Source organism: Streptomyces hyderabadensis, assembly GCF_020404845.1.
In the GTDB taxonomy this organism is placed as follows: domain Bacteria; phylum Actinomycetota; class Actinomycetes; order Streptomycetales; family Streptomycetaceae; genus Streptomyces; species Streptomyces hyderabadensis.
On the sequence record NZ_JAIOJZ010000012.1, the window covers coordinates 99,660 to 120,351 of the forward strand.

At 72.6% G+C, this 20,692-nt stretch carries 18 protein-coding genes; 13 read left to right on the top strand and 5 right to left on the bottom strand.

Annotated features, from left to right (window positions below):
- Window positions 1-3 precede the first annotated feature (3 nt).
- A complete protein-coding gene (locus K7854_RS12105) occupies window positions 4-1,167 on the bottom strand; it encodes an enolase C-terminal domain-like protein (RefSeq protein ID WP_226026433.1) in 1,164 nt (387 codons plus the stop codon).
- Between the two features lie 155 nt (window positions 1,168-1,322).
- On the opposite strand from K7854_RS12105, the gene K7854_RS12110 reads away from it, so the two are divergent.
- Window positions 1,323-2,126: a YhjD/YihY/BrkB family envelope integrity protein gene (locus tag K7854_RS12110; protein WP_159328364.1), complete on the top strand. Its 804-nt coding sequence runs from the start codon at window positions 1,323-1,325 to the stop codon at window positions 2,124-2,126.
- Between the two features lie 41 nt (window positions 2,127-2,167).
- Here the strand turns inward: K7854_RS12110 and K7854_RS12115 are convergent, their stop codons facing one another.
- The 3 genes from K7854_RS12115 to K7854_RS12125 form a co-directional block, all read right to left on the bottom strand.
- Window positions 2,168-3,211, bottom strand: coding sequence for an SDR family oxidoreductase (locus K7854_RS12115; RefSeq protein ID WP_226026434.1), 1,044 nt, complete (start codon window positions 3,209-3,211; stop codon window positions 2,168-2,170).
- Entirely contained in the window at window positions 3,208-5,010 is a 1,803-nt protein-coding gene (locus tag K7854_RS12120) for a thiamine pyrophosphate-requiring protein (protein WP_226026435.1), read from the bottom strand. Before K7854_RS12120 ends, K7854_RS12115 begins: the two co-directional genes overlap by 4 nt.
- Before the next feature lie 77 nt (window positions 5,011-5,087).
- A complete protein-coding gene (locus tag K7854_RS12125) occupies window positions 5,088-6,176 on the bottom strand; it encodes a LacI family DNA-binding transcriptional regulator (RefSeq protein WP_345603742.1) in 1,089 nt (362 codons plus the stop codon).
- Window positions 6,177-6,366: 190 nt separating this feature from the next.
- Here K7854_RS12125 and K7854_RS12130 point away from each other — a divergent pair, with 190 nt between their 5' ends.
- The 6 genes from K7854_RS12130 (at window position 6,367) to K7854_RS12155 (ending at window position 13,403) form a co-directional block, all read left to right on the top strand.
- Entirely contained in the window at window positions 6,367-7,293 is a 927-nt protein-coding gene (locus K7854_RS12130) for a carbohydrate ABC transporter permease (RefSeq protein WP_226026437.1), read from the top strand.
- Between the two features lie 7 nt (window positions 7,294-7,300).
- Window positions 7,301-8,251, top strand: a complete 951-nt coding sequence (locus tag K7854_RS12135; RefSeq protein WP_226026438.1) for a carbohydrate ABC transporter permease — start codon at window positions 7,301-7,303, stop codon at window positions 8,249-8,251.
- A 90-nt stretch (window positions 8,252-8,341) separates the two neighbouring features.
- Window positions 8,342-9,694 (top strand): ABC transporter substrate-binding protein, encoded by a 1,353-nt coding sequence (locus K7854_RS12140; protein ID WP_226026439.1) that lies wholly within the window; start codon window positions 8,342-8,344, stop codon window positions 9,692-9,694.
- Window positions 9,695-9,722: 28 nt separating this feature from the next.
- Window positions 9,723-11,768: a beta-galactosidase gene (locus tag K7854_RS12145; RefSeq protein WP_226026440.1), complete on the top strand. Its 2,046-nt coding sequence runs from the start codon at window positions 9,723-9,725 to the stop codon at window positions 11,766-11,768.
- A 91-nt stretch (window positions 11,769-11,859) separates the two neighbouring features.
- Window positions 11,860-12,504 (top strand): sugar O-acetyltransferase, encoded by a 645-nt coding sequence (locus K7854_RS12150; RefSeq protein WP_226026441.1) that lies wholly within the window; start codon window positions 11,860-11,862, stop codon window positions 12,502-12,504.
- A 107-nt stretch (window positions 12,505-12,611) separates the two neighbouring features.
- Window positions 12,612-13,403 (top strand): SAM-dependent methyltransferase, encoded by a 792-nt coding sequence (locus tag K7854_RS12155; RefSeq protein WP_226026442.1) that lies wholly within the window; start codon window positions 12,612-12,614, stop codon window positions 13,401-13,403.
- A gap of 31 nt (window positions 13,404-13,434) precedes the next feature.
- Here the strand turns inward: K7854_RS12155 and K7854_RS12160 are convergent, their stop codons facing one another.
- On the bottom strand, window positions 13,435-13,620 hold the full coding sequence (locus tag K7854_RS12160) for a hypothetical protein (RefSeq protein WP_226026443.1): 186 nt from the start codon (window positions 13,618-13,620) through the stop codon (window positions 13,435-13,437).
- Between the two features lie 206 nt (window positions 13,621-13,826).
- Here K7854_RS12160 and K7854_RS12165 point away from each other — a divergent pair, with 206 nt between their 5' ends.
- The 6 genes from K7854_RS12165 to K7854_RS12190 all read left to right on the top strand — a co-directional run bounded on the left by K7854_RS12165 (window position 13,827) and on the right by K7854_RS12190 (window position 20,567).
- On the top strand, window positions 13,827-14,390 hold the full coding sequence (locus K7854_RS12165) for an MSMEG_1061 family FMN-dependent PPOX-type flavoprotein (protein WP_226026444.1): 564 nt from the start codon (window positions 13,827-13,829) through the stop codon (window positions 14,388-14,390).
- 102 nt (window positions 14,391-14,492) lie between these two features.
- Window positions 14,493-15,356, top strand: a complete 864-nt coding sequence (cdtA, locus tag K7854_RS12170; RefSeq protein WP_226026445.1) for a siderophore ABC transporter ATP-binding protein CdtA — start codon at window positions 14,493-14,495, stop codon at window positions 15,354-15,356.
- A complete protein-coding gene (locus K7854_RS12175; protein WP_226026446.1) occupies window positions 15,353-16,336 on the top strand; it encodes an iron-siderophore ABC transporter substrate-binding protein in 984 nt (327 codons plus the stop codon). The genes cdtA and K7854_RS12175 overlap by 4 nt, the downstream gene beginning before the upstream one ends.
- A gap of 7 nt (window positions 16,337-16,343) precedes the next feature.
- Entirely contained in the window at window positions 16,344-18,416 is a 2,073-nt protein-coding gene (gene cdtC, locus K7854_RS12180; protein WP_226026447.1) for a siderophore ABC transporter permease CdtC, read from the top strand.
- A 58-nt stretch (window positions 18,417-18,474) separates the two neighbouring features.
- The gene (locus tag K7854_RS12185; protein ID WP_226026448.1) at window positions 18,475-19,071 is read left to right on the top strand and encodes a 3'-5' exonuclease; all 597 of its coding nucleotides are present in this window, start codon (window positions 18,475-18,477) and stop codon (window positions 19,069-19,071) included.
- A gap of 158 nt (window positions 19,072-19,229) precedes the next feature.
- Window positions 19,230-20,567, top strand: coding sequence for a lipase family protein (locus K7854_RS12190; protein WP_226026449.1), 1,338 nt, complete (start codon window positions 19,230-19,232; stop codon window positions 20,565-20,567).
- The last annotated feature ends 125 nt before the right edge of the window (window positions 20,568-20,692 follow it).

Here is a 20,692-nt window from a genome sequence, read left to right on the forward strand (position 1 = left end):
GGTTCAGTGCGGCGGCCGCTCTCCGTGCACCCGGTAGGGCTCCGCGTCGGCCCACCTCACCTCCAGGCCGAGCCCCGGCCGCGAGGTGTCGGGGCGCAGCGCACCGCCCGCGGGCGACAGGGTGCCCTCGAACAGCAGCCGCTCGACGCGCACGTGGTCGTGGAAGTACTCCAGGTGCCGCAGCCGGCGCACGGCGCAGAAGGCGTGGGCGGACACCGCGGGCGCGCAGTGCGCGGACAGGTCCAGGTGCCGGACGGCGGACAGCCCGGCCACCTCCAGCACTCCGGTGATGCCGCCGCACCGGGTGACGTCGGCCTGAAGGCAGTCGACCGCGGGCTCCGGTCCCTCGGTCAGGTTGGCGAAGTCCTGGGCGGTGAAGGCGTACTCCCCCGCGGTGATCTCCAGCCGGGCCGGGCCCCGCTCGCGCAGCATCCGCAGCCCCGCCAGGTCCGCCGAGCCGACGGGTTCCTCGAACCACCGCACGTCCCACTCGTCGTGGAAGCGGTGCGCCCAGTACAGGGCCTCCTTGCGGCCGAGCGCCCCGTTGGCGTCGGTGAACAGCTCGGTTTCGCCGCCCACCGCCCGGCGTACGGCGGACAGGCGCCGCGGGTCGGCGTCCGGGTCCCGCGAGGTCTTCAGCTTCACGCGGCCGATGCCCTGCCCGACCCAGCCGGCGAGCTGGTCGGTGAGGCGGTCCAGGGGGTAGTTGGTGAAGCCGCCGCTGCCGTAGACCGGCACCCGGTCGTGGTGGGCCGGCAGGAGATGGACCAGCGGCAGCCCCAGCAGCCGTGCCTTGAGGTCCCACAGCGCCACGTCGACGGCGGACCGGGCCATGGCCCCGACGCCGGGCCGGCCGGCGTTGCGCATCCGCGCGCCCATCCGCTCCCACAGGGCGGGCGGCGAGGAGACGGGGGCGCCCTCGACGACCGGCGTGAGCACGGAGCGCACGAACGACGCCACCGAGACGTCGCCGTAGGTGTAGCCGAGTCCGGTGCGGCCGCCGGCGTGCACGCGGACCAGGACGAGGGTGGTGGCGTCCCACTCCAGGGTGCCGTCCTGTTCCCGCCCCCCGGGTCCGTCGGTGGGGATCTCGAAGGCGTGCACGTCGACCGCGTCGACCACGCACCCCGCCAGGGCCCCGGTCTCCGGGCCGGTCAGCGACGTCATCGCGCACTCCCTCGCCTTCGGGTACCCGGGGCCGGTTCCCCGCGCCGTGCGGTCCATGCGCGGGCCGTCCGGGTCAACCGACGTTTGTCGGGGCGCGGGCCGGGTCACTCAGTTCCCCGTCGCGTGCCATCGAAAGGACGCCCGAGGAGCACCCCGTGAACCGGTTGTGGCGGCCGTTCCACCGTGCGTGGGACTGGTTGGCCGCGTCCGCCCTGGTCCGGCGCGGCCGGGACCTGGAGCTGATGCACAGGGCCATGGGGTTCGCCACCCTCGCCCTGGTCACGCTCGCGCCGCTGCTGATCGTGGTGGCCGCGGCCGACCCGCTGGGACGCGGCGGCTTCGCCTCCTGGCTGGCCGACGGCATGGGGCTGTCCGGGCGGTCGGCCAAGGTGCTGACCGACATCATCAGCCCGCCGACCAAGGTGGTCGGCACGACGAGCGTGTGGGGCGGCATCCTGCTCGGCGTGTTCGGCGTGTCCTTCGCGGCGAGCGTGCAGAACGGCTACGAGCGCATCTGGGAACTGCCCTCCGGCCCGTGGCACCGCATCTGGCGCCAGATGACCTGGGTGATCCTGCTGACCGCCTACCTCTACCAGGAGGTGCAGACGCGGACCGCGCTGCACGGCACGGCACGGATCGCGCTGTCGACCGCCAGCGGCATGCTCTTCTTCTGGTGGGGCCAGCACTTCCTGCTGGGCGGCCAGGTCCGCTGGCGCGACCTGCTGCCGGGGGCGTTCGCCACGATGGTGGGGCTGATCGGCCTGCGCGGCTTCTCGTACCTCTTCTTCACGCCGCTCATCCTCGACAACGCGTTCAGCTACGGCGCGGTCGGCATCGTGCTGGTGGTGGAGTCCTGGCTGATCGGGGTCGGGTTCGTGGTCTTCGGCGGCGCGATGGTCGGGCACTGGTTCTGCGAGCACCACTGGTGGGCGCGGAACATCGACCGCAGACCGGACTGACCCCGGGGGGCCGGCGGGCGGTCAGGCGGCCGGACGGACGGTCAGGCGGCGCGCCTGCGCAGTCCGCCGGCCAGTGCCGCGGCCACCGCCCCGGTCGCGGCCGCGGTCAGGGCGAGCGGGCGGCGGTGGCGGGAGAGCCAGAACTGGACGCTGCGCGGATGGGCCTCGTCGTCGAAGATCCCGTGTGCGCCGTAGTCGTCCGGGGCGGAGTCGTCCGGCGGCTTCCAGAGGTTGACCGGCCGCGACGGGTCGACGGGCTCGTCCGTCTGCTGCCCGTCGTAGCCGGTGCGGGCCAGGTAGCGGTCGAGCAGCCCCGGAGCGAGCTTCTGGCCCAGCAGGGTGGCGACGGTGGAGCCGCCGACCCAGTACATGCGCCGCTCGGGATGGTCCGCGGCGTGCAGCACCGCCCGGGCGGCCACCTCGGGCTGGTAGACGGGGGCCACCGGGCGCGGATGGCGGGGCAGCCGGGTGAGGACCCAGCTGAACTGGGGCGTGTTGAGCCCGGGCATCTGCACCATGATCACCCGCACCCCGCTGCGGTCGTGCAGCAGCTCGCAGCGCAGCGACTCGGTGAACCCCTGGATGGCGTGCTTGGCGCCGCAGTAGACGGCCTGCAGCGGGACGCTGCGCTCGGCCAGGGCCGAGCCCACTTGGACGATGGTGCCGCGGTCGCGCGGGGTCATGCGCCGCAGGGCGGCCTGGGTGCCGTGGACGAAGCCGAAGTAGGTCACCTCGGTGGCCCGCCTCAGCTCCTCGGGCCGGATCTCCGGCACGGGCGCGAAGACGGTGGAGAACGCGGCGTTCACCCACACGTCGATCGGGCCGAGTTCCTCCTCGACTCGGCCGGCCGCCGCGTCCACGGCCGCCGCGTCGGCGACGTCCACGACGAGCGGCAGCGCGCGCCCGCCGGCCGCCTCGACCTCCTCGGCGGCCCGCTGGAGGGCGTGCTCGCCCCGGGCGAGCAGGGCCACCGCGGCCCCGCGGGCGCCGAAGGCGCGGGCGGTGGCCCGGCCGACGCCACCGGTCGCGCCGGTGACGACGACGACCTCGGCGCCGTCCCCGCCCCGGTGCCGGGTGCCGCTCACTTCCTGCCCCGGCCGGGGAGGTGCTCGGCGTACTCGGTGAGCTTCTGGCGCACGCCCTTGGTGGCGATCCCGGCCAGCTCCGGGTCGTGCAGCGCCGCCTTGATCGCCTTCTTGCCCTGGTCCTTCATGATGTGCGGCGGGATCGGCGCGATCTCCGCGTCGACCTTGAACTCCAGGACCACCGGCCGGTCGGCGGCGAGCGCCTCGTCCCAGGCGGAGCCGACCTTCTTGGGGTCGGCGCAGACGATGCCCTTGAGGCCGAGGAGTTCGGCGAAGGCGGCGTAGGGGACGTCGGGGATGTCCTGCGAGCCCGGGTACTTGGGGTCGCCGGCCATGGCGCGCTGCTCCCAGGTGACCTGGTTGAGGTCCTGGTTGTTGAACACGCAGAAGATGAGCGGTGCCGACCCGGACAGGCGGTCCAGATAGCGCTTGACGGTGATCATCTCGTTCATGCCGTTCATCTGGAAGGCGCCGTCGCCGACGAAGGCGATCACCGGGCGCTCGGGGTAGGCGAACCGCGCCGCGATGGCGTAGGGCGTCCCCGGGCCCATCGTGGCCAGGGTGCCGGAGAGCGAGGCCCGCATGCCCTCGCGCAGCTGGATGTGGCGTGCCCACCAGTTGGTGCCGGAGCCGGAGTCGGCCGTCAGGATGGCGTCGTCGGGCAGCCGGGGCGAGAGTTCGGCGGCGACGGCCTGGGGGTTGATGGTCTTGCCGAAGTGCTCGCCCGCCCAGCGGTCGCACAGGTCGTGCCACTCCCGGACGTTCTTCTCGATCTTCTCCCGCCAGCCCCGGTCCTCCTTGCGCTGGAGCATCGGGATCAGGGCGCGCAGGGTCTCCCTGGAGTCGCCGACGAGGTGGGCGTCCATGGGGTAGCGGATGCCGATCATGCGGCCGTCGATGTCGATCTCGACGCCCCGGGCCTGGCCCTCCTCGGGCAGCCACTCCGAGTAGGGGAAGCTGCTGCCGACCATGAGCAGGGTGTCGCAGCCCTTGATCATGTCGTCGCTGGCCTTGCTGCCCAGCAGGCCGATGGGCCCGGTGACGTAGGGCAGGTCGTCGGGCAGCACCTCGCGGCCGAGCAGGGCCTTGGCGACACCGGCGCCGAGCAGTTCGGCGACCTCCATCACCTCGGCCTCCGCGTTGGCCGCTCCCTGGCCGACGAGCATGGCGACCTTGTTCCCCGCGTTGAGGACGTCGGCGGCCTTGCGCAGCTCGTCGAGGTCGGGCAGGACCCGGGGCCGGCTCCAGCCGACACTGGAGAAGACCGAGCCGTGCTCCCTGGGCGGGGAGGGCTGGGCCTCCTCCTCCTGGATGTCGTTGGGGATGATGATCGTGGCGACGCCCCGGGTGGTCAGCGCGGTCTTGAAGGCCCGGTCGATGACGTGCCGGGCCTGGCCCGGGTGCACGACCATCTGGCAGTACTCGGACACGTCCGCGAAGAGCTGGTCGAGGGCGATCTCCTGCTGGTAGTGGGTGCCCAGGGACAGCCGTTTCTGCTGGCCCACCACCGCCACCACGGGCTGGTGGTCGAGCTTCGCGTCGTACAGGCCGTTGAGCAGGTGCACGGCGCCCGGGCCCGACGTGGCGACGCAACAGCCCACCTCGCCGGTGAACTTGGCGTGGCCGCAGGCCATGAACGCGGCCATCTCCTCGTGCCGGGCCTGGATGAACTCCGGGTCGCCGTCGGCCCGGTCGAACGCGCCGAGCAGTCCGTTGATGCCGTCACCCGGATAGCCGTACACCCGCTGGACGCCCCACTCGGACAGGCGCTGGAGCACGTAGTCGGCGACTTGGGTCATGGGGCTCTCCCGGACGTGGTGGGACGACGGTCGGCTTGTGGGGTTACCTCCGCGACCGCTCCTAAACCGGCCGTCCGTCACCTTCGGCCGGTCTCGCGCCCCGTTTCCCGCGCCGGCGGCGGTGCCGTGCTCGCCCGGGTCACCAGCCGGGTCGGCACCAGTGTCGTGCCCCGCTCCGGACCGGCCGCGCGCATCTTGCGCAGCACGGCCCGCACGCACTGCCGTCCGACCTCGGCGAAGTCCTGGTGGACGGTGGTCAGCGGGGGGAGGAAGGAGCCGGCCTCGGCGATGTCGTCGAAGCCGATGACGCTGACGTCCTCGGGTACCCGCCGGCCGCGTTCGTGGAGGGCGCGCAGCAGGCCGAGGGCCATCTGGTCGTTGGCCGCGAAGACGGCGGTGCACTCCTCGCGCGCGGCGAGTTCCAGGCCCGCCCGGTAGCCGGACTCCGCGGACCAGTCGCCCCGCACGAGGGGCGGCGGGGTGCGGCCGGCCTCGGTGAGCGTGCGCCGCCAGGCGTCGGTGCGGCGCTGGGCGGCGAAGGAACCCTCGGGGCCGGCCAGGTGCCACACCGTGTCGTGCCCGAGGTCGAGCAGATGGCGTACGGCGGCACGGCTGCCGCCCGCCTGGTCGGTGTCCACGACCGTGTGGGTGTCCCCGGCGTCCGAGTCGACCACGACGACCTGGACGTGCGGCGGCAGGGTGAGGGACGCCGCGTCCAGGAGGTGGACCTCCATGATGACGATGACCGCGTCGACGGCCAGTTCCTCCAGGCGGGAGAACGCGCCGCGCACCTCGTCCTGGGTGGGGACGGCGACCGGCAGCAGGGTCACCGCGTACCCCTCGCTCGCCGCGGAGGTCGCGATGGCCTCCAGGGTGCGTACGTTGCCCGTGGTGGCCAGCGTGAAGGTGATGACGCCGATGGTGCGGAACTCGCCGCGCTTGAGGGCCCGGGCCGCGCTGTTGGGCCGGTAGCCCAGCTCCTTCATGGCGGCCAGCACCTGCCGCCGGGTCTCCTCGGTGACGCCCGCGTAGCCGTTGGAGACGCGGGAGACGGTCTGCGAGGAGACTCCCGCCAGCCGGGCGACGTCCGCCATGGACGCCGTGCGGTCCCGGCCGCGCCGGGCAGGCGCGGGTGCGCTCGTCGGGACTTCCTCAGCCGTGCTCACTCGCCGTCAGCCGCCTCTCTGTCGTCGCCGGGTCCGGCTGCGAAGGGACCCTTGACCGTCGTCATCGGGGCAGTGTAGACATGCCGCCATCGGATGTTTACGTAAACATAACAGCTCGGCACCCTTTCGCGATGCGGGATGTTTACGCAAACATCGGCGATGTTCCAGGACGTGACGAGCGAGGAACGACATGACGACGCTGCAACCGCCGGCCGCCGCCGAGCCGCGGCCGGTCCCGCCCCCGGTGCGGCGGGACCGCCGTTCCTGGACCGGATGGGGCTTCCTCGCTCCCTTCGTGGCGGTGTTCGCCCTGGTGTTCCTCGCGCCGATCGCGTACTCCGTCTACCTCAGCCTCTTCCGCGACCAGCTGATCGGCGGGACCACCTTCGTCGGCCTCGACAACTACGCCGAGGCGCTGAAGGACGAACGGTTCTGGGCCTCGCTGGGCCGGGTCTCGCTCTTCCTGGCCGTACAGGTGCCGGTCATGCTCGGCATCGCCCTGCTGGTGGCCCTGGCCCTGGACAGCGGCCGCCTCTACGGCCGGGACTTCTTCCGCATCTCGATCTTCCTGCCGTACGCCGTGCCCGCCGTGGTGGCCACCCTGATGTGGGGCTTCATGTACGGCACCCGGTTCGGCCTGGTCGGTGACATCAACGGCGCGCTGGGCGTCTCACTGCCCGACCCGCTCTCCCCCGACCTGGTGCTGGCCTCCATCGGCAACATCGTGACCTGGGAGTTCGTCGGCTACAACATGCTGATCTTCTACGCGGCGCTGCGCGTCGTCCCGCACTCGCTGTACGAGGCGGCCCAGATCGACGGGGCCGGCCAGATCCGCGTCATCACCGCCATCAAGCTCCCGGCGATCCGCGGGGCCCTGGTGATCGCCACCATCTTCTCGATCATCGGCAGCTTCCAGCTCTTCAACGAGCCCAGCATCCTGCAGCCCCTGGCACGCAACGCCATCACCACGGACTACACGCCGAACTACTACACCTACGCGCTGTCCTTCAACGGGCAGCAGCACAACTACTCCGCGACGGTCGCCATCGTCATGGGGCTGATCACCATGGCCGTCGCCTACGCCGTGCAGCTGCGCGGCATGCGCAAGGGAGTGTGAGTCCACGATGACCAGCCCCGCCGCCACCGTGTCCGGCCGTTCGGCGCCCGCGCCCTCCGGCACCCCGGGCTCCGTGCCCCGGCTGCGTACGCCCCGGCGCCGGTACTCCGCCGACCGGCCCCGGCGCAGCGTGCTGCTGACCGCGCTCACCTCGCTGGTGCTGCTGTACAGCCTGGTGCCGCTTCTCTGGCTGGCCGTCAGCGCCACCAAGACGCAGGAGGGGCTGTCCCGTTCCTTCGGCCTGTGGTTCGACGGCGACTTCGCGCTCTGGGACAACATCACCGAGACGTTCACCTACGACGGCGGCGTCTTCACCCGCTGGCTGCTCAACACCCTGCTGTACGTGGGCCTCGGCGCGGGCGGTGCCACCTTCCTCGCCGTGCTCGGCGGCTACGCGCTCGCCAAGTTCGACTTCCCCGGCCGGCGCGCCGTCTTCGCCGTCGTCATCGGCGCGGTGGCCGTGCCGGGGACGGCGCTGGCGGTGCCGACCTTCCTGATGTTCAGCGAGATGGGCCTCACCAACACGCCCTGGGCGGTCGTCGTCCCGTCCCTGATCTCGCCGTTCGGCCTCTATCTGATGTGGGTGTTCGCCACCGAGGCCATTCCGGCGGAGCTCATGGAGGCCGCCCGCATCGACGGGGCGGGCGAGGTGCGCACCTTCTTCAAGGTGGCCCTGCCGCTGCTGGCGCCCGGCATCGTCACGGTGGCGCTGTTCACCATGGTCGCGACCTGGAACAACTACTTCCTGCCGCTGGTCATGCTCAAGGACCCCGACTGGTATCCGCTGACCCTGGGCCTCAACAGCTGGAACCAGCAGGCCGCGACCGCGGGCGGCGAGGCCGTCTTCAACCTCGTCGTCACCGGATCGCTCCTGACCATCGTGCCGCTGATCGCCGCGTTCCTGCTGCTCCAGAAGTACTGGCAGTCCGGTCTCGCCGCCGGAAGCGTCAAGGAGTAGCCCTCCCCTCCCCCGCTCCCGCCCCTCCCCGACCACCCCGCCAACCCCCGACGGTGCCGGTTCCGGCCACGAAGAAGTGGAAGCCCACCCATGCCCACACACCTGACCACGCACGCGCGCCGCCTCCTGCGCGGCACGGCCCTCGTCTGCGCCCTCGCCCTGGGCGCGACCGCCTGCGGCGACTCCGACGACGGGTCGAGCAACAAGGCCGTCTCCGAGGCGGACATACAGGCGGCCCTCAAGGAGGGCGGCACCATCACGGTCTGGGCGTGGGAGCCCACGCTCAAGCAGGTCGCCGCCGACTTCGAGAAGGCCCACCCGGGCGTCAAGGTGAACCTCGTCAACGCCGGGACCAACAAGGACCAGTACACGGCGCTGCAGAACGCCGTCTCGGCGCAGAAGGGCGTTCCGGACGTCGCTCAGATCGAGTACTACGCGATGGGCCAGTTCGCCCTGACCGAGCAGCTCACCGACCTCAAGGCCTTCGGCGCCGGCAAGCTCTCCGCCAAGTTCTCCCCCGGTCCGTGGAACGGGGTGAAGGCCGGTTCGGACGGCGTCTACGCGCTGCCCATGGACTCGGGCCCGATGGCCCTGTTCTACAGCAAGAAGGTCTTCGACAAGTACCACATCAAGGTCCCCACCACCTGGGCCGAGTACCTGGACGCCGCCCGCGACCTGCACAAGGCCGACCCGAAGGCGTACATCACCGCCGACAACGGCGACGCCGGGTTCGCCACCAGCATGCTCTGGCAGGCCGGTTCGCGGCCCTACACCGTCGACGGCACCAAGGTGAAGATCGACTTCTCCGACCAGGGTGCCAAGACCTTCACCGGCACATGGCAGCAGCTCATCGACGAGAAGCTGCTCGCCGAGGTCCCCGCCTGGACCGACGAGTGGTACAAGGGCCTGGCCGACGGCAGCATCGCGACACTGGCGACCGGCGCCTGGATGCCCGCCAACCTGGAGTCCGGCGCGAAGGCCGCGTCCGGCGACTGGCGCGTCGCCCCGATGCCGCAGTGGACCGCGGGCGGCCAGGTCAGCGCCGAGAACGGCGGCAGCGCGCTCGCGCTCCCCGAGCTGGGCAAGAACGAGGCGCTGGCGTACGCCTTCGTCGAGTACGCGAACGCCGGCGACGGCGTGCAGACCCGCCTGAAGAACGGCGCATTCCCGGCGACCACGGCGGACCTGCAGTCCACGAAGTTCCAGGACACCGCGTTCCCGTACTTCGGCGGCCAGAAGGCCAACAAGGTCTTCGCCGAGTCGGCCGCGAACGTCCCCGACGACTGGTCGTACCTGCCCTACCAGGTGTACGCGAACTCGGTCTTCAACGACACCGTCGGCAAGGCCTACGTCTCCGGCACCACGCTCGCCGAGGGCTTCGCCTCCTGGCAGCAGGCCTCGGTCGAGTACGGCGAGGAGCAGGGCTTCACCGTCGAGAAGTAGCGCACGCCCCCACACCGGAAGGACCGCCATGATCTCCACCCTCCACTCCCGCATCCACCGCGGGGCGGACGGTGCCCCCGCCCCCCGGCTCGCCTACGGCGCCGACTACAACCCCGAGCAGTGGCCCCGGGAGGTGTGGGAGGAGGACGTACGGCTGATGCGCGAGGCCGGCGTGAACATCGTGTCGCTCGGCATCTTCTCCTGGGCCCGCATCCAGCCGGGCCCGGACACCTGGGACTTCGCCTGGCTCGACGAGGTGATGGACCTGCTGCACGAGCACGGCGTCGGCGTCGACCTGGCGACGGCCACCGCCTCCCCTCCGCCCTGGCTGACCACCGCGCACCCGGAGATCCTCCCGGTCACCGAGCGGGGCGAGACGCTGTGGCCGGGAGCGCGCCAGCACTGGCGCCCGACCTCGCCCGTCTTCCGTGAGCACGCCCTGCGCCTGGTCCGCGAGCTCGCGACCCGCTACGCCGAGCACCCGGCCCTGGTCGCCTGGCACGTCAACAACGAGCTGGGCTGCCACAACGTCTACGACTACTCCGACGACGCGGCCCGCGCCTTCCGTGACTGGCTGCGCGCCCGGTACGGCACCACGGACGCCCTCAACCACGCCTGGGGCACGGCGTTCTGGTCGCAGCGCTACGGCGACTGGGCGGAAGTCCTGCCGCCCCGGCTGGCCGCGTCCCACCCGAATCCGACCCAGCAGCTGGACTTCAAGCGCTTCTCCTCGGACGCGCTCAAGGACCACCTGCGCGCGGAGCGGGACCTGCTGCGGGAGCTGACCCCCGGCGTCCCCGTCACCACCAATTTCATGGTGATGCCCGGCACCAAGGGCATGAACTACGCGGACTGGGCCGGCGAGGTGGACTTCGTCGCCAACGACCACTACGTGGTGCCGCATCCGCGGGCCCGCGACGAGCTGTCCTTCTCGGCGAACCTCACCAGCGGCATCGCGGGCGGCAAGCCCTGGTTCCTGATGGAGCACTCCACCAGCGCCGTGAACTGGCAGCCCGTCAACCTGGCCAAGCTGCCCGGCGAGATGGCCCGGGACTCGCTGACGCACGTGGCGCACGGCGCGGACGCGGTCTGCTTCTTCCAGTGGCGCCAGTCGGCGGCCGGCGCCGAGAAGTACCACTCGGCGATGGTCCCGCACGCCGGTGCGGACAGCGACCTGTTCCGTTCGGTCGTCGCGCTCGGCGACACGCTGAAGGCGCTCGCGCCGGTCGCCGGGAGCGAACGGGAGCCCGCCGAGGTCGGCATCCTCTTCGACTGGGAGTCGTGGTGGGCCGGCGAGCAGGACTCGCACCCCACCTCCCTGCTCGACTACCACCGGGAGGCGCTCGACTGGTACTCGGCGCTGCTCTCCCTGGGCATCCGCGCCGACGTCGTGACCACCGGCGCCGACCTGGGCCGCCACCGGGTGCTGATCGCCCCGGTGCTGCACCTGGTCCCGGCCGGGCTGGCCAAGGACCTCACGCGCTACGCCGAGCAGGGCGGGCACCTGGTCACCACGTACTTCTCCGGCGTCGTGGACGAGAACGACCACGTCTGGCTGGGCGGCTACCCGGGCGCGCTGCGGGAGCTGCTCGGCATCCGCGTCGAGGAGTTCGGCCCGCTGCCCGCCGGGCAGAGTGTGGAGCTGGACGGCGCGGGCCCCGGGGACCTGTGGACCGACCGGATCACCGTGACCGCGCCGGAGACCGAGGTCCTGGCCCACTACCGCACCGGCGCGCAGGCGGGCCGCCCCGCCGTCACCCGGCGCCCCACGGGCAGCGGTTCGGCCGCCTACGTCTCCACCCGGCTCGGCGCCGACGGGCTCGCCGGACTGCTGCCGAGGCTGCTCGGTCCGGCCGGGGTGACGAGCGAACTGCCCCCGGGGGCGCGGGGCCGGGTCGAGGCCACCGTGCGCCGCGGCCCCGGCGGCCGGTTCCTGTTCCTGGTCAACCGGACCGACGAGGCCGTGCCCGTCCCGGGCCTCACCGGCGAGGTCCTGGTGGGCGGCACCGACGCGGACGGCACCGTCGTCCTCGCGCCCAGGGACGTCGCCGTCCTGCGCACGCCCGGCGCCTGAGCGCGCACCGGCACCACCCACGGACCCGGAGCGGCCCGCACCCGCTCCGGATCCGTACCTCCGGCACACCCGCACGGACCCGAGGAGACCCATGACCACCGACCCCCGTGAGCACGAGGTCCGCCGCAGGATGGCGGCCCGGGAGCTGTACTCGGACGCCGCCCCGGGCCTGGAGGGCCTGGCGGAGGAGCGACTGCGCGGCAAGGAGCTGGCGGACGCCTACAACCGGACCGGCGCACGGGACGAGGAGGGCCGCCGGGCGCTCCTGAAGGAACTGCTCGCCTCCCTGGGCACGGGCGTGTGGATCGAACCGCCGCTGCACGTGGCCTACGGCAACCGGGTGCACCTGGGCGACGACGTGTACGCCAACTTCGGCCTCACCCTCGTCGACGACGTCGAGGTCTTCGTCGGGGACCGGGTGATGTTCGCCCCCCACGTGACCGTCAGCACCACCGGGCATCCCGTCCACCCGGAACTGCGCAGGGACGGTACGCAGTTCTCGGCGCCGGTGCGCATCGAGGACGACGTGTGGATCGGGGCCGGCGCGCTGATCATGCCGGGGGTGACCGTCGGCCGGGGCTCGGTGGTCGGGGCGGGCAGTGTGGTGACGGCCCACGTGCCGCCGATGACGGTCGTCGCCGGGACGCCGGCCCGGGTGCTGCGCGAGATCACCGACGCCGACCGCGAGTGGACCTACCGCCCGCCGCGCACCCTGGGCCCGGGCCGGGACGGCTGACCCACCGGCCGGCAACGTCCGCCGTCCGCCCGGCACATGGCGGGGCGGCACCGCAGTACGATGATCGAAAACTGCGGCGAGCGTCACCTCCCACCTCGGAGCCTGCCATGACCACGGACCACACCCAGCCTCCCCGGATCGACACCGGCCGGGCCCACCCCGCGCGGGTCTACGACTGGCTGCTGGGCGGCAAGGACAACTACCCGGTCGACGAGGCGGTGGGCGAGACCCTGCCGCCCGAGGCGCGGGACGCGGCGCGGCAGAACCGCGCGTTCATGAACCGCGCGGTGGCGCACCTCGCCGCGCAGGGCATCGACCAGTTCCTGGACATCGGCACGGGCATCCCGACCGAGCCCAACCTGCACCAGATCGTCCAGCGGACGGTGCCGACGGCCCGCGTCGTCTACGCCGACAACGACCCGATCGTGCTGCGGCACGCGGAGGCCCTGCTGGTCAGCAGCCCCGAGGGGGCCACCGACTACATCCAGGCCGACGTCCGCGAGCCCGAGGAGATCGTCCGGCACGCCCGCGGGATCCTCGACTTCGACCGGCCGATCGCGCTGTCGCTGATCGCCCTGATGCACTTCATTCCGGACGACCAGGACGCCCACGGCATCGTGCGGGGACTGGTCGAGACCCTCCCCGCGGGCAGCCACCTGGTCCTCTCGCACGCCGCGATCGACCTCTTCCCCGAGCTGGCGGAGCAGGTGATCGCCCAGTACGCCAAGGGCGGCATCCGGCTCGGCTTCCGCACCCGGGCGGAGGTCGCCCGCTTCTTCGACGGCCTGGAGCTGGTGCCGCCCGGCCTGGTCACGGCCACCGAGTGGTACGGCGAGGGCCAGGAGCCGCCCGCGCCGGAGGAGAGCGGCATCTACGCGGGCGTGGCGCGCATCCCCTGACGGAGCGGGAGTCGGGGCGAGCGGCGGTGGCTCAGCGGCGGCGTCCGCGCGGCGCCCAGCCGCTGCCGATCCCGGCGACGTGCAGGGCCAGCAGGGCGAGGCCGATGAGCATGACGTTGGTGGCGGTGAAGACGTCGTTGGTCGACACCTCCGCCGCGTTGATCAGCCAGGCGATGAGGAACAGGACCGCCGCGACGATGGCGAGCACGGTGTACATCCCTTCGGGTCGGCGGCACCGGAGTGGTGCCGTGTCTCGCGTATGCCCCCGACGGGCCGCGTGACACGGCACCATTTCGCTGCCGCCGACGCGGCAGGAGGCGCTCCCTGCCTCTCGGGCAGGGCGAGGCCGAGGTCGGATAATGTGGCCGGTACACCGACCGTCGGAAGCGCCCGCTTTCCGAAAGCACACCCGGGGAGCCGGACTTGCCACACACGATCGACGCGACGGGAGAGGGGCCGCGGACCGTCACCGGGCAGGACTGGGTCGAACTCGGCTCACACGCGCAACTGCGCGAACTGCTCGGCGAGCCCTGGCCGGTCGTCATCGACAAGGTGCACGACCGGCTCACGGACGACGACCGGGACATCCTGGACCGCTCCCCCTTCTGCCTCCTGGCGACCTCCGACGCGGGCGGCAACTGCGACGTGTCACCCCGCGGCGACACCCCCGGCTTCACCCGCGTCCTCGACTCCCGCACCCTCGCCCTGCCGGACCGGGCGGGCAACCGGCGCGGGGACAGCTTCCACAACATCCTCGACAACCCGCACGCCGGGCTGCTCTACCTGATCCCGGGCGGCAAGGAGGTGCTCCGGGTCAACGGCCGGGCCCGGGTCCTCACCGACGCGCCCTTCTTCGACGCGATGGCGCGCGACGGGCGGCGCCCGGACCTGGTTCTGCTCCTGGAGATCGACGAGATCTATCTCCACTGCCCGATGTCCCTGAACCGGGCGGGCCTGTGGAAACCCCGGCCCCAGCAAGCGAGTTGAGCCTGCGGCTCGGCCGGGGAGCGAAGGACGGCGCGACCGCTGCCGAGTCAGTGTGAGCCCCGTCTCTACCAGCAGTTATTAGGTTAGGCTAACCTTCGCCACGTGAGATCTGGTGAAGACGCAGCCGGTGCCCCGCGCCTGCGCGGTCATGAGCTTTCGGCGACGGGCGTGACCGTCGCGTACGACGGTGTCGATGTCGTGCACGACGCCGCGGTCCGGCTCAGGCCCGGCGAAGTGACCGTCCTGGTGGGCCCCAACGGCAGCGGGAAGTCGACGCTGCTGCGGACCGTCGCCCGGCTGCAGCGGGCCCGCAGTGCCACGCTCAGCCTGGACGGCGCCACCGACGGACTGGCGCTGACCTCCCGTGAGTTCTCGCGGTACGTCGCCCTGCTGACGCAGGGGCGCCCCACGCCCGGCGGGCTGACCGTGCGGGACGTCGTGGAGTTCGGCCGCTATCCGTACCGGGGCCGCTGGGGGCGGCCCGATCCGGACGGCCCGGCCGCCGTCGACCGGGCGCTCGCGCTCACCGGCGTCGACGGCCTCGCCGACCGCGGCGCCGACCACCTCTCCGGCGGGCAGTTGCAGCGGGTGTGGCTCGCGAGCTGCCTCGCCCAGGAGACCGGCGTGCTGCTGCTGGACGAACCCACGACCTACCTCGACCTGCGCTACCAGGTCGAACTCCTCGACCTGATCCGCGACCTGGCGGACGACCACGGCATCGCCGTCGGCGTCGTCCTGCACGACCTCGACCAGGCGGCCGCCGTCGCCGACCGGATCACGCTCCTCCAAGCGGGCCGGATCGTCGCCGACGGCCCGCCCGAGGACGTGCTGACGCCGGAGCGGCTGACCGCCGTCTACGGCATCCGGATCGACGTCGACACCGACCCCCTCACCGGCCGGCTGCGCACCCGCCCGATCGGCCGCCACCACATACGCACCCCCGAAAGGCTCGGCACCACCTCATGAGACGCCTCCTGCTCACCGCGGCCGCCACCACCGCCGCGGCGCTCACCCTGGCCGCCTGCGGCACCACCGAACCCGCCGCGGACAAGACGGAGAAGAAGGCCTCCGAGGCCATCACGCTCAAGGACGGCAAGGGCACCGAGGTGAAGCTCGACGGGCCGGCCACCAAGGTCGTCGCCACCGAGTGGAACGTCGTCGAGAGCCTCGTCTCGCTCGGCGTCGACCCGGTCGGCGTCGCGGACGTCAAGGGCTACAAGACCTGGGACAGCTCCGTTCCGCTGAAGAACGAGCCCAAGGACATCGGCACCCGCGGCGAGCCGAGCATGGACACCGTCGCCTCTCTCGCTCCCGACCTCATCGTCGCCACCACCGACCTCACGCCCGCCGCCGTGAAGCAGCTCCGCGAGATCGCCCCGGTGATCGAGGTGACGTCCGCCGACGGCACCGGCCAGATCGACCAGATGCTGGAGAACGTCGACCTCATCGCCAAGGCCACCGGCACCACGGACAAGGCGAAGGCGCTGCGCGCGGACTTCGATGCCAAGGTCGCCGAGGGCAAGAAGGCCCTGGCCGACGCGGGGATGGCAGGCAAGGACTTCGCCTTCGCCGACGGCTACGTCGCCTCCAACCAGGTCTCGATCCGCCCCTACACCGCCACCTCGCTCATCGGCGAGGTCAACGAGGCCATCGGCCTGAAGAACGCCTGGACGGTGAAGGGCGACGCGGCCTACGGTCTGGGCACCACCGACGTCGAGGGCCTGACCAAGCTGCCGAAGGACACCCAGTTCGCCTACATCGGCAACGACGAGGACCCGAGCGCCACCCCGTTCACCGGTGAGCTGGCCAAGAACTCGGTGTGGAAGTCCCTGCCGTTCGTGAAGGCCGGGGACGTGCACCGTCTCGACGACGGCATCTGGATGTTCGGTGGTCCCGGGTCGATGGAGGCGTACATCGACGCCGTCGTCGGCGCCCTGACGAAGTAGCGGGGCCATGGCCGTCACCGCAACCGAACCCACCGCGGCCCGTCCGTCGACGGTTCCCACGTCCCGGTCGGGCGCGGCCGCGGTGACGGCCGGAATCGTCCTGCTGGTCGCCGTACTCGCCGTCGTCGACATCACCCAGGGCACCGCCGCCGTCGGACCGTCCGAGGTCCTCAAGGCCCTGACCGGGCATGCCGATCCGGACGACGCGTCCGTCGTGGTCGCCTCCCGGCTGCCCCGGATGACCGCGGGACTCCTGGTCGGCGCCGTCCTGGGCATGGCCGGAGCCGTGCTCCAGGCGGTCAGCCGGAACGTGCTGGCCTCTCCCGACACCCTCGCGGTGAACGCCGGTTCCTACCTGGCGCTGGGACTGGCCGGTGCCACCGGCGTCTCGCTGCCGATGCTCGCCTCCTCCGGCATCGCCTTCGTGGGCGGCCTGGCGGCGGCCGCCGTCGTGCTCGGGCTCTCCGGCCTCGGCACCGGAACCGTCCGGCTGGTGCTGGCCGGCACCGCGCTGATGCTGGGCCTGAACTCCATGACGGAGGGTCTGCTGCTGCTCTTCCCGGAGCAGACGGAGGGCCTCTACGCCTGGAACCAGGGCAGCATCTCCCAGAACGGCTTCGACGGCGTCCTGCAGATGCTGCCGGTCGCCCTGATCGGACTGGCCGGGCTGATGCTGACGGCCCGCCGGGTGGACGCGCTGGCCCTGGGCGACGACGCCGCGCGCGGTCTCGGCGTTCCGGTGCGGGCCACCCGGGTCACGGTCGTCGTGCTCGCGGCGCTGCTGTCGGCCGCCGCGGTCACGCTCGCCGGGCCCATCGGCTTCGTCGGCCTGTGCGCACCCGCCCTGGTGCGCCCGCTCGCCCGCCGGTTCCGCGGCTTCACCCGGTCCCGTACGGCGCTGCCCGCGGCGGCGCTGACCGGCGCGGCCCTGGTGCTCGGTTCGGACGTGCTGCTGCGGGCCGTGGTCTCGGCCGACCGCTCGGTGTCCGTGCCCACGGGGGTCGTCACCAGCCTGGTCGGCGCCGTGTTCCTGGTCGCCATGGCGCTGCGGGTGCGGGACACCGCCGGGGCCGGGGCGCCGGACCGGCTGCGGATCCCGAGCCGGGCGGTGTTCCTGGCCACGGTCGCCGTGCTGGTCGTGGTGCTGGTGGGGCTCGTGATCGCCGCCGTGCTGGTGGGCGACAGCAAGCTGCTGCTCGGTGACGTCCTCAACTGGGCCCAGGGACGGGCCGGCCGGACCGTCTCCTTCGTGCTGGACACCCGGGTGCCGCGCGTGCTCGCGGCGCTGGGCGCGGGCGCCGCGCTCGCGCTGGCCGGCACGCTCGTGCAGGCCGTCACCCGCAACCCGCTCGCCGAGCCGAACGTGCTCGGCGTGACCGGAGGCGGCGCGCTGGGCGCCGTGATCCTGGTGACCACGGTCCCGGCCGCCGGGACGTGGGGCGTGGCGGGCGCCGCGTTCGCGGGGTCAGCCGTCACCGCCGTCCTGGTCTTCGGGCTGGCCGCCCGGGGCGGTTTCCGGCAGAACCGGCTGGTCCTCGTCGGCATCGGCGTGGCCTCCGGGACGGCGGCGCTGATCAGCCTGCTGATCGTGCTCACCGACCCGTTCAACGCGACCAAGGCGCTGACCTGGCTGTCGGGTTCGACCTACGGGCGGACCATGCCGGACATCGTGCCGGTCGCCCTTGCGCTGGTCGTCGGGATCGGGGTGGCGGTCGCCCGGCGCACGGAGCTGGACCTGATCTCGCTGGACGAGGACACGCCGCGGCTGCTCGGCCTGCGGCTGGCTCCGGGACGTCTCGGGTTCCTGGTGCTGAGCGTCGTCCTCAGCGCCACCGCGGTGGCCTGCGCGGGCACCATCGGGTTCGTCGGGCTGGTGGCCCCGCACGCCGCCCGCGCCCTGGTGGGCCGACGGCACGTGCGGGTCGTGCCGGTCGCGATCCTCCTCGGCGCCACGCTGGTCTGCGCCGCCGACCTGCTCGGCCGCACGGTCATCGCCCCCGCCCAGCTCGGCGCGGGACTGATGACGGCGGTGATCGGAACGCCGTACTTCCTGTACCTGCTGGTCCGCAGCCGTCGCTAGGGACTCCCGGGCCGGAAAACCGGGTGCCCGGGGATCCGTGCCCCCGTACGGTGCCGCCATGGACCGGCGCGCGACGGACGGGGGCCACGCGGGCCTGTTGAACGTCATCGACCTGGAGGCCACCTGCTGGGACAGGCAGCCGCCGCCCGGCGAGGTGAGCGAGATCGTCGAGATCGGGCTCGCCGTGGTCGACCTCGACACCCGGGAGCGGGTGGGCCGGCACCGGATCCTGGTGCGGCCCGCCCGCTCCCGCGTCAGCGCCTTCTGCACCGAACTGACCGGCATCACCCAGGCGGAGGCCGACCGCGGCGTGAGTCTCGCCCGGGCCTGCGACACGCTGGTGCGTGAACACGGGGCGGACGCCCGGCCCTGGGCGAGCTGGGGCGACTACGACCGGAAGCAGTTCGTCCGCCAGTGCGCGGCCGACGGGGTCCCCTACCCGTTCGGCTTCCCGGCCGAGCGTACGCACACCAACGCCAAGGCGGTCTTCACCGAGGCCCACGGGCTGCGCCGGCGCCCGGGCATGGCGCAGGCCCTGGAGATCGCCGGACTGCCCCTGGAGGGACGGCACCACCGGGGCGTGGACGACGCCTGGAACATCGCGGCGCTGGTGCTCCGGCTGGCCGGCCGGGGTGCCTGGCCCGGCTCCTGTTAGACGCGACGTCAAGTTACTGAACCGTAATAAGCCGAGTGCTACCCGCGGTAACCCCCGTCAGGTTACGGTCCCGTAACCCCACAGGAGCAGCGCGACCACGGCCTCGACCCCACGGGACCGCGGACGACCGGATCCGGCCCTTCCCCAGGAGGTTCGCCATGCCCCCACGTCCCCGCATGCTCGCCGCGGCCATCGTCGCCGCCCTCGCCCTCGGCGCCCAGGCCGTCCCGGCCGCGGCGGCCGGCGGCCCGGCCGGCGACTCGTCGCCCACGACGTCCCGCGGCATCGAGATCCCCGCCTTCTACAACCCGCCGTCCGAACTCCCCGGCGCCGACGGCACCCTGATCCGCCACGAGCCGCTCCCGCTGGCGCTGAGCCTGCCGGGCATCGACGGCCCGCTCCCGGGCCGGGCGACCCGGCTCATGTACAAGTCCACCGACGCGAACGGCGAGGCGGTCGCCGTGACCGGCGCCTACATCGAACCGGCCGCGAAGTGGCGCGGCGACGGGCCCCGCCCCCTGGTCGCCGTCGCGCCCGGCACCATGGGCCAGGGCGACCAGTGCGCCGCCTCGATGGCCCTGGAGCACCCGTTGCAGCTCAACGGGCAGACGGTCTCGGTCGGTTACGAGGACCTCTCGGTCTACCGGCTGCTGCTGCGCGGCGTCGCCGTCGTCGTCACCGACTACGTCGGCCTCGGCACCACCGACCGGCTGCACACCTACGTCAACCGTGTCGACGGGGCACACGCCGTACTGGACGCCGTACGCGCCGCGCGCGCCCTGGACTCGGCGTCCGTCACCTCCGAGTCCCGGGTCGGTCTGTTCGGGTACAGCCAGGGCGGCGGTGCCACGGCGGCCGCGGCCGAGCTGCAGCCCTCCTACGCCCCGGACGTCCAACTGGCCGGCACCTATGCCGGTGCCCCGCCCGCCGACCTCACCGAGGTGACGAAGGCGATAGACGGCAGCGACCTGGCGGGCGCCCTGGGCTGGTCGCTCAACGGATTCCTGCAGACCGAGCCGGCCCTGCGGCCCATCGCCGACCGGTACATCAACGAGGCGGGCCAGGAGGCACTGAAGGACCTGTCGACCATGTGCGTGGGCGACGCGCTCTTCGGGTACGGCGGCGACAGCAGCACTCACTGGACGAAGACCGGGCAGTCGATCAGCGACGTCATCCGCGCCGAGCCGGTGCTGCAGACCTTCCTCGCCGAGCAGCGCATCGGCTCGCTCAAGCCCGCGGGACCGGTCCGGGTGGCCACCGGCACCAGCGACGACCTGGTCCCGCACGGCCAGGCCCGCCAACTGGCCGTCGACTGGTGCGGCAAGGGCGCGCAGGTCACCTATGTCCCGGTGCTGCTGCCGGGCGTGGGCAGCGGCCTGCTCAACCACTTCGCCCCGTTGCTCACCGACCAGGGCAACGCCATCTCCTGGCTCACCGACCGGCTCTCCGGCGAGCCCGCCGGCTCCAACTGCTGGAGCATGCCCGTACAGCCCTGAGCCCCGTCCCCGGCATGCGCCGGCCCCGGGTTCCTGCACAGAATTCGCTCAGGCGAATCGTGGCGGAGCGACGGAGAGGCGACGGCGTGGTGGACGCGAAGCCCGACGGCGGGTCCGGGCCCCCG

Bases quoted from the DNA above. Each gene is read 5' to 3' on its own strand.
- K7854_RS12105 (WP_226026433.1), bottom strand. From the start codon at position 1,167: ATGACGTCGCTGACCGGCCCGGAGACCGGGGCCCTGGCGGGGTGCGTG.
- K7854_RS12120 (WP_226026435.1), bottom strand. From the start codon at position 5,010: ATGACCCAAGTCGCCGACTACGTGCTCCAGCGCCTGTCCGAGTGGGGC.
- K7854_RS12130 (WP_226026437.1), top strand. From the start codon at position 6,367: ATGACGACGCTGCAACCGCCGGCCGCCGCCGAGCCGCGGCCGGTCCCG.
- K7854_RS12135 (WP_226026438.1), top strand. From the start codon at position 7,301: ATGACCAGCCCCGCCGCCACCGTGTCCGGCCGTTCGGCGCCCGCGCCC.
- K7854_RS12140 (WP_226026439.1), top strand. From the start codon at position 8,342: ATGCCCACACACCTGACCACGCACGCGCGCCGCCTCCTGCGCGGCACG.
- K7854_RS12145 (WP_226026440.1), top strand. From the start codon at position 9,723: ATGATCTCCACCCTCCACTCCCGCATCCACCGCGGGGCGGACGGTGCC.
- K7854_RS12150 (WP_226026441.1), top strand. From the start codon at position 11,860: ATGACCACCGACCCCCGTGAGCACGAGGTCCGCCGCAGGATGGCGGCC.
- K7854_RS12155 (WP_226026442.1), top strand. From the start codon at position 12,612: ATGACCACGGACCACACCCAGCCTCCCCGGATCGACACCGGCCGGGCC.
- K7854_RS12160 (WP_226026443.1), bottom strand. From the start codon at position 13,620: ATGTACACCGTGCTCGCCATCGTCGCGGCGGTCCTGTTCCTCATCGCC.
- K7854_RS12175 (WP_226026446.1), top strand. From the start codon at position 15,353: ATGAGACGCCTCCTGCTCACCGCGGCCGCCACCACCGCCGCGGCGCTC.
- cdtC (WP_226026447.1), top strand. From the start codon at position 16,344: ATGGCCGTCACCGCAACCGAACCCACCGCGGCCCGTCCGTCGACGGTT.
- K7854_RS12185 (WP_226026448.1), top strand. From the start codon at position 18,475: ATGGACCGGCGCGCGACGGACGGGGGCCACGCGGGCCTGTTGAACGTC.
- K7854_RS12190 (WP_226026449.1), top strand. From the start codon at position 19,230: ATGCCCCCACGTCCCCGCATGCTCGCCGCGGCCATCGTCGCCGCCCTC.